The following is a 14,067-nucleotide window of genomic DNA, read 5'->3' as shown; positions in this document are numbered from 1 at the left end:
TGTGTGGATAAACATGAATGGAGACTGGTTTTTAATCGGCTGGCTGAGCCACTCCCTTTTGATGGGACTGACTCAGCCAGTGATTTATTTTTTAAGTGTTGTTATTCAGCTGAGTTGATAGCTCATCCCAGCGTTGATTTGCAGATTGCATCGCCTGCATTTTAACATGGCCAAAGCCACGTACTTCTGCTGGAAGCTCGGCAATCTGTGCAGCCACCGTCAAATCATACTGTTGTGGTGCTGCAACCAGTGCTTTTACAAAGTCAATGTAGCGATCACGCCATGCATGCTCATGTTGGCGTTCTTCCTGACGCGCAAATGGATCAAGGAAGGTTTCGCGTAACCATTGTAAGCGGGCAAGTAACATCATCGGGAAGCGCATCCAGTAACCAAAAATGCGTTTGCGTACGTTAGTGCCCAGTGTCGGTGGTGCAAGGTGATAGGATAAACGTACCCCACGTCCGAATTGTGATTCGATTGATTTTTTAAAGCTGGCTCCTGTGAGCAGGCGCGCAACTTCATACTCATCTTTATAGGCCATGACCCGATAAAGCTGTGTTGCAATCGTGCTGGCCAGTTCTTCTGGCAATACCTTTGCGGCCTGTTCTGCAAGATTTCGGTATGTATGGGCGTACGCATCATTCCAGTAGTCTTGCAAACGGACCGAACGATCATCGATCAGTTCTGGCAGTGTTTGCGGCACCTGCTGTTTAGGTAAGCTATCCAGTAGTCGCTTAGCCAGATCCGGATCGCTGGCGAGATGGCAACCTACACGGAAAGCTTCCAGATTCTTTTCGACTGCCGTACCGTTCAGTTGAATGGCTTTTTCAATGCTCTCACGCAGTAATGGAATCTGACCCGATTGCCATGCCATTCCCAGCAAGAGCTGGTTGGCAAAGATGGCATCGCCCAAGACCTGTGTCGCAATACGCGCAGCCGGTAAAGACACCAGTTTGCCCTGATCAACACGACCACGCAGACGATTGATCAAATCCGTAATCGGGGCAAACCAGTCACGTTTATTGATAAAGTCAGAGGTTGGGGAACCATCTTCATTGACGATCACCATTGCATTCGGTTTTAAACGTGACAGGGCGGCATTACTGCCTGCCACTACCGCATCGGCACCAATCAGAAGATCACATTGACCGGCGGGAATTTTGGTTGCAGAAATTTGTTCATCGTCTGAGGCCAGTTGTACGTAGGAATACACCGTACCGCCTTTTTGTGCCAGGCCAGCCATGTCCATGACGCGTGCTGCTTTACCTTCCAGATGTGCTGCCATACCGAGTAAAGCCCCGACAGTGACCACACCGGTACCACCCACACCACCGACCATGATCCGGCTTGGTGTACGATCGAGTTGAGGAAGAACCGGTCGTTCAGGCCAGCCTGGGGCAAAACCTTCAAACTTGTCGGGACGTTTCATATCACGGGTATGTACGGTCACAAAACTTGGACAGAAGCCTTCTACACAGGTGAAATCCTTATTACAACTGCTCTGGTTAATTTGACGTTTGGTGCCCAGCGCGGTTTCGACCGGTTCAATCGACAGGCAATTTGATTTTTTCGAGCAATCACCGCAGCCTTCGCAGATATCGCTATTGATATAGAGGCGTTCAGCGGGGTCCGGATACATATCACGTTTACGGCGACGACGTTTTTCGCTGGCACAGGTTTGCACATAGACCAAAGCGGTAACACCTGAAATATCACGCAATTCACGTTGCACCGCGTCCAGATCATTGCGGTGGCGGATTTCTACATTTGGCGCAAGGTGTTCTTCTGCATGAATCAACGCTGGCTCATCCGTTACGATGACCTGTTTTTTAATGCCTTCGGCATCCAGCTGACGGGTGAGTTGGGCGACACTCAAATGTCCATCGACATGCTGACCACCGGTCATCGCAACCGCATCGTTATAGAGGATTTTATAGGTGATATTGATATTGGCTGCAATGGCTTGTCGAATTGCGAGATAGCCTGAATGGAAATAGGTGCCGTCACCGAGATTGGCAAAAATATGCTTTTCATTGGTGAAATGTGATGCGCCCGCCCAACTGACGCCTTCACCGCCCATTTGCGAGAAAGTTTCCGTTCCGCGATCCAGTGACACCGCAATATAATGACAACCGATACCGCCTAAGGCGCGACTGCCTTCTGGAACCACCGTGGACGTATTATGCGGACAACCGCTACAGAAATACGGTTTGCGGTCTGCCAGATCCAGCACACGGCGGGACTCCTGTTCTGCTTTTTGCAATAAATCAATGCGGTTCTGAATTTGTTGTCTTAAATTCTGCGGTAAATCAAGTTGTAGAAAACGTGCCGCCAGCATTTTGGCAATCGGTTCGGGTTGGAACTCATAATGACCAATCAGCGGTGCTTCTTCAATGGAGGTACTCCATTCACCTTTACCATGAATGGCTTTGCCGAAGACGTGTGGGCGTTGCTGATCAGGCAGGGAATACAGTTCATCCTTGATTTGTGATTCAAGAATAGGACGTTTTTCTTCAACCACAATCAGCTCTTTTAATCCTTCAGCAAATTCACGAATTCCTTGCGGCTCTAGTGGCCAGATCAATCCAACCTGATAAACCCGTAGCCCAAGCTGTTGTGCTGTTTCATTCTCAATCCCTAGAATGCGTAAGGCTTCAATGGTGTCGAGATAGCCTTTACCGCTGGCCACAATCCCGATACGGGCATTTTCGCACGGCCAGGTGGTCTGATTCAGCTGATTGGCGCGGGCATAGGCCAGCACAGCGGGTAAGCGATGTTGATACAGGCGCTGTTCTTGCTGGATGCCATGATCCGGCCAGCGGATATTGACGCCGTCTGCAGGGAAGTCCACATCTTCTGGAATCACGGGAATGACCCGATCTAAATCCACATTGACGGAAGCAGAGGTTTCTACAATTTCACTGACCAGTTTCATTGAAGTCCATAGGCCAGCAAAACGTGACATTGCAACGGCATGTACACCCAGATCAAGAATATGTTGCACAGAGGTTGGATAGAAAATTGGAATGCCACAACCGATCATGACATGTTCAGATTGATGGGGAACGGTAGATGATTTACAGGAATGGTCATCACCAAATAAAGCGACCACACCGCCATGTTCAGCCGTTCCTGCCAGATTGGCATGACGTAGTACATCGCCGGAACGGTCTACACCGGGGCCTTTGCCATACCACCATGAAGTGACGCCATCATATTTTCCCTGACCTGCAAGATTGGCTTGCTGGGTGCCCCAGATTGCGGTTGCTGCTAAATCTTCATTGATACCGGGTTGAAAGACGACATGATGATCTTTAAGTATGCCTCCAATTTGCCAAAGGAAATTGTCATAGTTACCGACGGGAGAACCGCGATAACCTGAAATAAAGCCGGCAGTGTGCAATCCGTTCAATTCATCACGGCGAGTCTGTGCTAGAGGTAACCGAACGAGTGCCTGAATGCCTGTCATATAGGCTGAACCGTGATCACTGATATATTTATCGTCCAGTGATACATCTTTAGTAGCGATCATTTTTGGAGTAACTTTTGTCGCTATATTCATTTATATCTCCTTAGAATTCTTCGTAGTTTTGACTACTTGTTTTTTCAACATCCGGTTGAATATTTGGAGTAAGTACATCATAAGAAAAAAGATTGAACAGTTCGGGTTAAAAAAAGAACTGATCAATGTATGTACATTAATGTCATTGTGGTTGATCCAAACTGGTGCAACAATGCGTAATTTAGAAAAAGATATTTACGTTATGCGCAAAAATCTTGATGGTGGACTCTTGCATGCCATGAATGCCTTCCTGAAAGTGATTGATAGCGGGAGTTTCACGGCTGCCGCTGAACAGATGGAGCTGACAACTGCGCAAGTTTCGCGATTAATTAGCGAATTAGAAGGACGTTTAGGTACAAAATTACTACAACGATCAACCCGCCAGCACGCCTTGACCGAGATTGGTGAAAGCTATGCCGAGCAGTGCCGTCAGGTGCTTGCCATGGTGGAGGAAGCTGAAGCACAGGCAATGGGTATGGCCACCAAGCCGCAGGGCCGGTTACGGGTGCTGAGTATGGCGAGTTTCGGTCATCATTATCTGGCACCGATGATGGCGGAGTTCTGTCAAACCTATCCCGACCTGACAGTTGAATATCGAACCTCACAAAATGTACCTGATTTACTGGGTAAGGGCATTGATGTCAGTCTTTACTTGACTGAATCTCTGGCAGATTCGAGATTTGTGGCGCGTCGCATTGGTACGATTTTTTCGGTGTTATGTGCTTCGCCTGCCTATCTGGAAAAGCATGGCGAACCTCAATCACTGGATGATTTGCAGCAACATGCCTGCTTACGTCTGGTCAATCCTTCGATTACACCGCAGTGGCATCTGACCAGTGAAAATAGCTGTTCGTATCAGATTGATATCAATGGCCCACTCATTGCCGATACCCCTGAATTGCTACTGGATGTGGTGCAGCAGGATATGGGTATTGCCTTGTTGCCTACCTTTTCTTCCATCGATGCAATTCGCACAGGTCGATTACGCCGTATTTTACCAGCGTGGCGTTCTCCCGATATTGGGGTATATACCTTGCTGCCGTCACGGGATTTTGTCGATGTCAAAACGCGGACGTGGCTGGAGTGGGTTGAGCAACATGTTTCTCCAAAAATACAGCAGGATACGGATTATTTTTTATAAATGATTTGAGGTGTGGTAGTAAAGAAACCCAAAATAATAAGGATTAAAATTAAAAGTAGAAAATGCTTCTTTATAAAGAAGCATTTAACACAGAGATAAACCATAAATTTTAAAAAATTGCATGAGGCATTTAATCCCAATTTTTGAATGAAATGAGATAAAGATGAGAGAGGATGATCTGGTTTTTTGCCTAATATTAAGTCTTATACCAGATGCTGAGCTATTTTAATTTATGATTAGGCACACTTGGTTTGGCAATACGCATTGGCATAATTCGACAAGCTTTTTCGGTTGAGTACCTTGCTAATATTCTGGCTGGCCTGCATCAGTTTTTCCAGATCAATGCCCGTTTCGAAGCCCATATGAGAGAGTAGATAAAACAGATCTTCAGTCGCCACATTACCAGAGGCACCTTTGGCATAAGGGCAACCACCAAGTCCTGCAAGGGATGAATCAAAAACACGAATGCCTTGCTGTAAAGACTGATAAATATTGGCAATCGCCATGCCGTAGGTATTATGGAAATGCCCAGCTAAAACGGTGCTGTCCAGTTCAGTGAGACAGGCTTGCCAGACTTTCTGAACGCGATCTGGTGTTGCCGTTCCAATGGTTTCACCTAAAGATACTTCATAGCAGCCCATGTCATAGAGTCGTTTAACAACTTTTACCACTTGCTCCGGGGCAATTGCGCCTTCATAGGGACAATCGACAATACAGGAGACATAGCCGCGCACACGGATATGCTGTGCTTTGGCTGCACTTAGCACATCCGCGAATTTTTCAAAGCTTTCGTCGATTGAGCAGTTAATATTTTTACGGGTAAAGCTTTCCGAAGCGGCGGTAAACACCGCAACCTCTTTGCATCCGACCGCTTGAGCAGTTTCAAAACCTTTGATATTGGGGGTGAGTAGGCTAAATTGCACATCGCTAGTTTGGGGAAGTTGCTTAAATAGCTCGTCACTCTGCGCCATTTGCGGCACCCATTTTGCCGACACACAGGAACCGACTTCAATCGATTTTAGACCTGCATGAATCAGGTCATTAATAAAGTTTAAGCGTTGCTCAACGCTTAAAGCCTGCTTTTCGTTTTGCAGGCCATCTCTGGGACCGACCTCCACGATTTTGACAAACTCACTCATGCAACTTCCTCCTGTGCAGGCTGAAATTCCACAAGCTCATCTCCAGCTTTGACCTGATCACCCACCTGGAAGTAGGAATCTACAATTAAGCCGTCTTTAGGCGCACGAATGGTATATTCCATTTTCATGGCTTCAAGTGTCATCAGAATATCGTCTTTCTTTACGCTATGATTGGCGCTCACCAGCACTTGGGTGACCACACCTGGCATGGGTGCTTTTAGGTGGCCTTCATCGGCTTGGCTATCTGTTTGATTGAAGTCTTGGCGAATATAAGCAAACTTATAGCTTTGTCCATTCTGGAACAAGGTAATGCCTTGCTGACTTTGGTTAAAAGACAGCTTTTGCTGAGACCCGCCAATTTGAACAGATGCCGTATGTGCATCAATCAATTGACCGGAAATCGGATAGCTTTGACCGTTATATTCTGCGGTGAAGCCATCTTTATTTGAGGCAAATTTAATTGTAATGGGCTGATCTAAATAGTTCAGTTTAATACTGTGCTGATAAGCAATATTTAAACGCCAGAGTGGTTGAGCTTGCCAAAGCTGTTTCTGGCTTGAGCAATTACTATCGAGTTTGTTAAGAAACTCAATAAATGCTGCTGCGACGATAAGCTCAGGTTTTGTCTGTTGCGGGTTAAATAGAAAATCATGTTCACGTTGAATCAGGTTGGTATCAAGCTTGGCTTGTTTAAACGATTCGCTACGAACAATTTTTTCAAGAAAGGCAATGTTGTTGCCTAAGCCATCCACATGGAATTGGCTTAAAGCATTTTGCATTTGAATAAGTGCAGCTTCACGGTTTTTACCCCATACAATCAATTTGGCAATCATAGGGTCGTAATAAGTCGTGATTTCATCGCCTTCAACAATACCGCTGTCTACACGCACATATTGGTTTTGAGTTGGGTAATGCAAATAGTCAATTTTACCGATCGCAGGTAAAAAGCCTTTTTCTGGTTCTTCGGCGTAAATACGTGCTTCGAGCGCATGGCCGTGAATTTGCAATTGGTTTTGTAGTTTAGGCAAAGGTTCGCCATAAGCCACACGAAGTTGCCATTCAATCAAGTCTTCACCTGTAATCATTTCCGTGACAGGATGCTCGACTTGTAGGCGGGTATTCATTTCCATGAAATACGCCGTACCATCTTGTTCTACAATAAACTCAACCGTACCTGCGCCCACGTAATTTACCGCGCGTGCAGCATCAATTGCAGCTTGGCGCATTGCATCGAGCTTCTCGCTTGGCATCTGTGGAGCTGGGGCTTCTTCTAACACTTTTTGGTGACGGCGTTGTACCGAACAATCGCGTTCAAACAAATGTACGTAGTTGCCATGTGTATCGCCAAATACTTGAACTTCAATATGGCGCGGTTGAATCACATAACGCTCAATCAAGACATCATCATTACCAAAGCTCGATTTGGCTTCACGTTTACAAGACGCTAAGGCATGGAGAAAATCTTCACTGCGTTCAACCAGACTCATGCCTTTGCCACCACCGCCAGCACTGGCTTTAATTAAAACAGGATAGCCAATTCGGTCTGCCTGTTGTTTTAAAAAGTCGGTATCTTGGTTGGTTCCGTGATAACCTGGTGTTAAAGGAACACCTGCTTTTTCCATTAAAGCTTTCGAGGTCGCTTTTAAGCCCATCGCTAAAATGGCATCTACTGGCGGGCCAATAAAGCAAATGTTGTGTTGTTGGCAAGCGAGTGCAAACTGGTCATTTTCTGAAAGGAAGCCGTAGCCCGGGTGAACCGCTTGGCTGCCCGTATCAATTGCTGCTTGAATAATGCGGTCAGCTTGTAAATAACTTTGTGTTGCAGGGGACTGACCAATATAAACCGCTTCATCTGCAAGTTTGACATGTTGTGCGTTTGCGTCTGCATCGGAGTAAACGGCAACCGTTGCAATACCTAATTTTTTAGCTGTGCGAATCACACGGCAAGCAATTTCGCCACGGTTCGCAATTAAAATCTTTTCAAACATGATGATCGTCCTTAATTGTTGTTATTCGAGTTAGAAACCCAAGCAGGCTGTTGTTTATTTAAAAAGGCATTTAGACCTTGTTTTGCCTCACTGCCTTGACGAACTTGAGCAATATGATGTGCTGTCTGTTGTAGCAAGTCATTGCTCATGGTCTGATTGCTCACCATTTGAATGAGTTGTTTTGATGCCGCTTGAGCATGCGGGCCACCGAGTAATAGAGCATCAATAATTTCTTGAACTTTTTTATCTAAGTCTTCGGCATCTGCTACTTCGTGCGCCAAACCAATGTGTTTGGCATCACGTGCTGAAATTCGCTCGGCAGTTAAGAAGTAACGAGAGGCTTGTCTTGCGCCAATTGCACGAATCACGTAAGGACTAATGGTAGATGGAGCAAGTCCTAAACGAACCTCAGATGTCGCAAACTTGGCGTCGGTGCTGGCAATACAAATATCACATGCCGACGCTAATCCCATACCGCCGCCAAAGGCAATGCCATGTACACGAGCAATAGTCGGTTGTTTTAGCGTTGCGAGTGCATCAAGCATTTGTGCAAGTTTTAATGCATCTGCTTCATTTTCTGCTGAAGATGCCTGACCTGCCTGTTTCATCCAGTTGAGGTCGGCACCTGCCGAAAAGCTTTTGCCGCGACCAGCTAGAACCACAACACGAATGTCATCACGTGTATTAATTTGCTTAAAACAGGCATGCAATTCTTCAATGACTGTAGTATTAAAAGCATTGTGCAATTCAGGGCGGTTCAGCCAAACATAGGCAACCTGATCTTGTTGTTCGAGTTGTAAAAATTGATAGCTCATATACACCTCTTACATGCGGAACACGCCAAATTTGGTTGGCTGGATTGGGGCGTTCATGGCCGCAGCCAAACTTAAACCAAGTACCTGACGAGTTTGCGCTGGGTCAATTACACCGTCATCCCAAAGACGGGCAGAGGCATAGTACGGATGGCCCTGACGCTCGTATTGTTCACGAATGGGTTGTTTAAATTCGTCTTCTTGTTGCGCTGACCACTGGGCACCTTTTTGCTCAATCTGATCACGTTTTAAAGTCGAGAGTACGCTCGCTGCTTGCTCGCCACCCATCACTGAAATACGAGAGTTTGGCCATGTCCATAAAAAGCGTGGTGAATAAGCACGGCCACACATCCCGTAGTTACCTGCACCAAACGAACCACCAATAATCAAGGTGAGTTTGGGTACATTTGCGGTTGCAACTGCCATCACCAATTTAGCGCCGTTTTTTGCAATCCCTTCATTTTCATACTGGCGACCCACCATAAAGCCCGTAATGTTTTGCAGGAATAACAATGGAATATTGCGCTGTGTGCATAGCTCAATAAAGTGCGCACCTTTTTGTGCAGACTCAGAGAATAAAATACCGTTATTGGCAATAATGCCGACTGGCATACCATAGAGGGACGCAAAACCGGTAATCAATGTAGAACCAAAGCGCGCCTTAAACTCATCAAAACGTGAGCCGTCCACAATACGGGCAATTACTTCACGTACATCGAAAGGTTTACGTGCATCACTTGGAACTACGCCATAGAGTTCTGCTGCATCAAATAAAGGTTCATCAACTTGTTTATTTAAGTCGTTTGGTTTTTTATTTAAGTTCGCAACAATGTTTCGTGCAATGGCAATTGCATGTTCATCATTTTCAGCTAAATGGTCAGCTACACCCGAAAGACGTGTGTGTACATCGCCACCGCCTAAGTCTTCACTACTGACTACTTCGCCAGTCGCAGCTTTTACCAGAGGAGGGCCGCCTAGGAAAATAGTACCTTGATTACGGACAATAATGGTTTCATCAGACATGGCAGGAACATAAGCACCACCTGCGGTACAACTGCCCATCACCACCGCAATCTGGGCAATTCCCAGACTCGACATACGGGCCTGATTATAGAAAATTCGTCCGAAGTGATCGCGGTCAGGGAAGACCTCATCCTGCATCGGTAAGAACGCACCGCCTGAATCGACCAGATAAATACAAGGCAAGTGATTTTGTTCGGCAATTTCCTGGGCACGTAAATGCTTTTTCACAGTCAGGGGATAATAGGTGCCACCTTTAACTGTTGCATCATTGGCGACGATCATGCAGGTCACACCGTTGACTTGTCCAATACCTGCAATCACGCCCGCAGCAGGAATATCATCTTCATAAACTTTGTAAGCAGCCAACTGACCAATTTCTAAAAACGCGGTACCCACATCAATCAGTTGATCAATACGGTCTCGTGGCAGCAGTTTACCTCTGGCGAGATGCTTTTGACGGGCATTTTCACCGCCACCGAGAGCCACTTTTTGAGCAACCTGTTGAAGGTCTGCAACCAAGGTCTGCATGGCATGCTGGTTGGTTTTGAAGTCTTCACTTCGAACATTGATCTTGCTGTGTAATTGGTTCATACGCTGCGTCCTTATTGTTTATTATTATTTGGTTTCATTGAACAGTTCGCGGCCAATCAGCATACGGCGAATTTCAGAAGTGCCTGCACCAATTTCATAAAGTTTGGCATCACGCCATAAACGGCCTGCAGCGTATTCATTGATATAACCATTGCCGCCTAAAGTCTGAATGGTTTCACCTGCCATCCATGTGGCTTTTTCAGCCGCATATAAAATCGCACTGGCTGCATCTTTACGTAAGCTACGGTCATGATCAGCTTTGTCACAGGCTGCACCCACGGCATAGACCAGGGCTTTACATGCCAGCCAGGTGGAATACATGTCGGCCAGTTTGCCTTGCATAAGCTGGAATTCACCTAAAGCCTGACCAAACTGTTCACGTTCATGTAAATAAGGAATCACCACATCCAGACAGGCATCCATAATGCCAAGCGGGCCAGCACTTAATACAGCACGTTCATAATCCAGACCACTCATCAGTACTTTGGCACCGTTACCGACACCGCCCAATACGTTTTCGGCAGGTACTTCAACATTGTCAAAAAATAGCGGGTAAGTGTTAGAGCCACGCATACCCAGTTTGTCTAAATGGTTACCGTGACTAAAGCCTTTCATGCCTTTTTCAATCAGGAAGGCGGTCATGCCTTTGGCACCTGCCTGTGGATCAGTTTTGGCATACACCACCAGTACATCGGCATCACCGCCGTTGGTGATCCACATTTTAGAACCATTGAGAACAAAATGATCACCTTTTGGCTCGGCACGCAGTTTCATGCTGACCACATCGGAACCTGCATTCGGTTCTGACATTGCCAAAGCACCGACAAAGTCACCTGAAATCAGTTTTGGTAAATATTTCTGTTTCTGTTGTTCGCTACCGTTCCGGTTAATCTGGTTGATACACAAGTTGGAATGCGCACCATAAGAAAGCCCGATGGAGGCAGATGCGCGTGAAATTTCCTGTAGCACAATAATGTGTGCCAGATAGCCTAAATTGGTGCCGCCGTATTCTTCAGAAACGGTAAGACCGAGCAGGCCCATATCACCAAATTTTTTCCAGAGCTGGGCCGGGAATAGATTGTCCTGATCAACTTGCTGGGCAATGGGTGCAATTTCCTTTGCACAAAATGCAGCTACTGAATCTTGTAGCGCAATTAACGTTTCATCCAGACCAAAATTCAAGCTACGTAAGTTCATTGTATCGTCATCCCATTGGTTATATTTGTTGTTCCAAAAAGCGTTGTTGTATGTGCTTAAGAAGTACCATACAATGATTTTTTGAAAAAGTGAATAGTGATTCATAAAATGATTTACAATTCATTTTATTTGGTAGAGAATAAAATTCATGAGCTATAAACGATCATCTTTGATGCAGGAGCGGATGGAACAAAATCGCAAAGCGATTTTGAGTTCAGCCAGAAAATTGATTTCGGAGGGAGGGTTTAAGGACGCACAAATACAAACCATTGCTGAGCAAGCAGGTGTTTCAAGTGGGCTGGTGTATCGTTATTTTGATAATAAAAGTCAGGTGCTGATTGAAGTTTTATCCGAGGCGATTAATACCGAACTATTGGTAATTGATTCGATTACCGAAAGTAATTTAAGCGCACAGCAGAAATTACATAAGGCTGTTACCAGCTTTGTAAAACGGGCACTGAATAGTCCTCAGCTGGCCTATTCACTCATGTTTGAACCTGTTGATTCTACAGTTGAACATGAGCGTTTCCGTGTGAAACAGCTGATTAAACAGAGTATTAAAAAAATCCTTGCAGATGGAAATGCAAGTGGTGAGTTTGTGCTGGAGGATCTTAATACCGCAGCGCTGTGTGTAGTGGGTGCCATGACCTATGTGGTGGTTGAACCTTTAGATCCAGCGCAAAATATCAAGTTTGATCAGCAGTATAAAAACTATTTTTCCAAGCAGATTGCTGACTTTTGTGTGGATGCGGTGCAAAAAAAGTAAGGCCAACAGCATCATTAGAATGACACAACAGGATGTTGGAAAAGTAGCTGTACTCAAAATAATTAGATGACTGAAAACAGAATTACAAAGAATCAAGGAGAGTGATTCAATGCAACAACAACGGTTAAGCTATGTCTCTGGAACCAGTTCTCAGCCTCTGTTGGGGATGACGATTGGAGAAAAATTTGATCAGGCCTGTGCGCAATATGCGGAGCAGGAGGCTATTGTTAGTGCTCATCAGAACAGACGATTGAGTTATAAGGCATTGCAGGATGAAGTCAATGCCTTTGCTTGTAGCCTGTTAAAACTGGGATTAAAAAAGGGCGATCGTTTAGCGATTTGGTCTCCGAATTGTGTGGAATGGACCGTGACGCAGTTTGCAGCCGCAAAAGCCGGCATTATTCTGGTTAATCTGAATACGGCCTACAAAAGCCATGAACTGGAATACGTACTGAACAAGGTGGCCTGTAAAGGGCTGATCATTGCAGCGCAATTCAAGACCACAGACTATCAGGAATTACTAATCAAGATTGCACCTGAACTGGCATTGAGTGCAGATAAGGTACTTCATTCAGCACGTTTACCGCATTTAAAATATGTCATTAAAATTGATGAGCAGCAGCATAGCGGTATTCACCGTTTTAGCGATCTGGTCGGACAGCCGACACCCCAGCAACTCGAGCAGCTACATGCTTTAGCCCAGCATTTGCAGTTTGATGAAACCATTAATATCCAATTTACTTCCGGCACCACGGGAAATCCGAAAGGAACCATGCTGACCCATCACAATATTCTCAATAATGGTTATTTTGTCGGTGAAGGCATTGGTTTAACCCCGCAGGATCGGGTCTGTATTTCAGTGCCTTTATTCCATTGTTTTGGCATGGTCATGGGGAATCTAGCCTGTATCACCCACGGTTCAACCATGGTGTATCCAGCCGCTGTCTTTAATCCGCTAGAGTCTTTAAAAACCATCCATCAGGAAAAATGCACCGCAGCTTACGGGGTGCCGACCATGTTTATTGCCATGTTAGAGCATGAGCAATTTACCGAATTCGATTTATCCAGTTTACGTACAGGCATCATGGCAGGCAGTCCATGTCCGAGAGAAATCATGCAGCGGGTCATAGACCGCATGCACATGTCTGACATTACCATTTGTTATGGCATGACCGAGACGTCACCGGTCAGTGCACAAAGTTATATTGATGATTCCATTGATAAACGGGTCAGTACAGTTGGACATGTACATCCGCATCTGGAAGTCAAAATTGTCGATCTGGAAGGCGAGATTGTTCAGCAAGGTGTATTGGGTGAACTTTGTGTCCGTGGCTATTCAGTCATGGCAGGTTATTGGGATGAACCTGAAAAAACCAAAGAGGTCATTGATGCGGCAGGCTGGATGCATACCGGTGATATCGCAGAAATGGATCAAGACGGTTTTATCAAAATCAAAGGCCGTATTAAAGATGTGGTGATCCGTGGCGGGGAAAACCTGTTTCCGAAGGAAATCGAAGATTTCTTATATACCCATCCCGATATTTCGGATGTTCAGGTGATTGGTCTGCCAGACAGCCGTTATGGCGAGGAACTCTGCGCCTGCATTATTTTGCATGAACATCATCAATGTGATGAAGACAGTATTAGACACTTCTGCAAAGAACATATTTCACATAATAAAGTGCCACGCTATGTCAAATTCTTTGCTGAATTCCCCATGACAGCCTCAGGCAAAGCACAGAAATTTAAATTGCAGGAAATCATGCGTGCCGAGTTAAACCTGACAGCAGAAGTCTTTGATTAAAATTAAGCACGGAGGGATCATTCAGGATTTTAGTGATTGCTGAG

Annotated in this window: 9 protein-coding genes; 3 read left to right on the top strand and 6 right to left on the bottom strand. The window is 45.5% G+C overall.

Annotated elements, in window-relative coordinates; translation table 11 throughout:
* Window positions 1-91: 91 nt before the first annotated feature.
* Window positions 92-3,562 (bottom strand): indolepyruvate ferredoxin oxidoreductase family protein, encoded by a 3,471-nt coding sequence (locus tag ACINWC323_RS00835; protein ID WP_009515968.1) that lies wholly within the window; start codon window positions 3,560-3,562, stop codon window positions 92-94.
* Between the two features lie 202 nt (window positions 3,563-3,764).
* Between ACINWC323_RS00835 and ACINWC323_RS00840 the strand changes: the two genes are divergently transcribed.
* Window positions 3,765-4,703, top strand: a complete 939-nt coding sequence (locus ACINWC323_RS00840; protein ID WP_032880486.1) for a LysR family transcriptional regulator — start codon at window positions 3,765-3,767, stop codon at window positions 4,701-4,703.
* A gap of 236 nt (window positions 4,704-4,939) precedes the next feature.
* On the opposite strand, the gene ACINWC323_RS00845 is transcribed toward ACINWC323_RS00840, so the two are convergent.
* Genes ACINWC323_RS00845 through ACINWC323_RS00865 form a run of 5 tightly spaced genes read right to left on the bottom strand, consistent with a single transcriptional unit; the run spans window position 4,940 to window position 11,453 of the window.
* Window positions 4,940-5,842 carry a hydroxymethylglutaryl-CoA lyase gene (locus ACINWC323_RS00845; protein WP_009515910.1) on the bottom strand — a complete coding sequence of 301 codons (903 nt, stop codon included), beginning with the start codon at window positions 5,840-5,842 and terminating at the stop codon, window positions 4,940-4,942.
* A complete protein-coding gene (locus ACINWC323_RS00850; protein ID WP_009515977.1) occupies window positions 5,839-7,830 on the bottom strand; it encodes an acetyl/propionyl/methylcrotonyl-CoA carboxylase subunit alpha in 1,992 nt (663 codons plus the stop codon). Before ACINWC323_RS00850 ends, ACINWC323_RS00845 begins: the two co-directional genes overlap by 4 nt.
* Window positions 7,831-7,841: 11 nt before the next feature.
* The gene (locus ACINWC323_RS00855) at window positions 7,842-8,645 is read right to left on the bottom strand and encodes an enoyl-CoA hydratase/isomerase family protein (protein ID WP_009515927.1); all 804 of its coding nucleotides are present in this window, start codon (window positions 8,643-8,645) and stop codon (window positions 7,842-7,844) included.
* A gap of 9 nt (window positions 8,646-8,654) precedes the next feature.
* The gene (locus tag ACINWC323_RS00860; RefSeq protein WP_009515893.1) at window positions 8,655-10,256 is read right to left on the bottom strand and encodes a carboxyl transferase domain-containing protein; all 1,602 of its coding nucleotides are present in this window, start codon (window positions 10,254-10,256) and stop codon (window positions 8,655-8,657) included.
* Window positions 10,257-10,280: 24 nt separating this feature from the next.
* On the bottom strand, window positions 10,281-11,453 hold the full coding sequence (locus ACINWC323_RS00865) for an isovaleryl-CoA dehydrogenase (RefSeq protein WP_009516011.1): 1,173 nt from the start codon (window positions 11,451-11,453) through the stop codon (window positions 10,281-10,283).
* A gap of 148 nt (window positions 11,454-11,601) precedes the next feature.
* On the opposite strand from ACINWC323_RS00865, the gene ACINWC323_RS00870 reads away from it, so the two are divergent.
* Together ACINWC323_RS00870 and ACINWC323_RS00875 are read left to right on the top strand one after the other, a co-directional pair.
* On the top strand, window positions 11,602-12,219 hold the full coding sequence (locus ACINWC323_RS00870; RefSeq protein ID WP_005231201.1) for a TetR/AcrR family transcriptional regulator: 618 nt from the start codon (window positions 11,602-11,604) through the stop codon (window positions 12,217-12,219).
* A 109-nt stretch (window positions 12,220-12,328) separates the two neighbouring features.
* On the top strand, window positions 12,329-14,023 hold the full coding sequence (locus tag ACINWC323_RS00875) for an AMP-binding protein (protein WP_009516000.1): 1,695 nt from the start codon (window positions 12,329-12,331) through the stop codon (window positions 14,021-14,023).
* Window positions 14,024-14,067 lie beyond the last annotated feature (44 nt).

The sequence above is a fragment of the Acinetobacter sp. WC-323 genome (genome assembly GCF_000314615.1).
Classification (GTDB): Bacteria; Pseudomonadota; Gammaproteobacteria; order Pseudomonadales; family Moraxellaceae; genus Acinetobacter; species Acinetobacter courvalinii.
The sequence above is the reverse complement of the archived record's forward strand: the minus strand, read 5'-3'. Positions and strand labels throughout refer to the sequence as shown.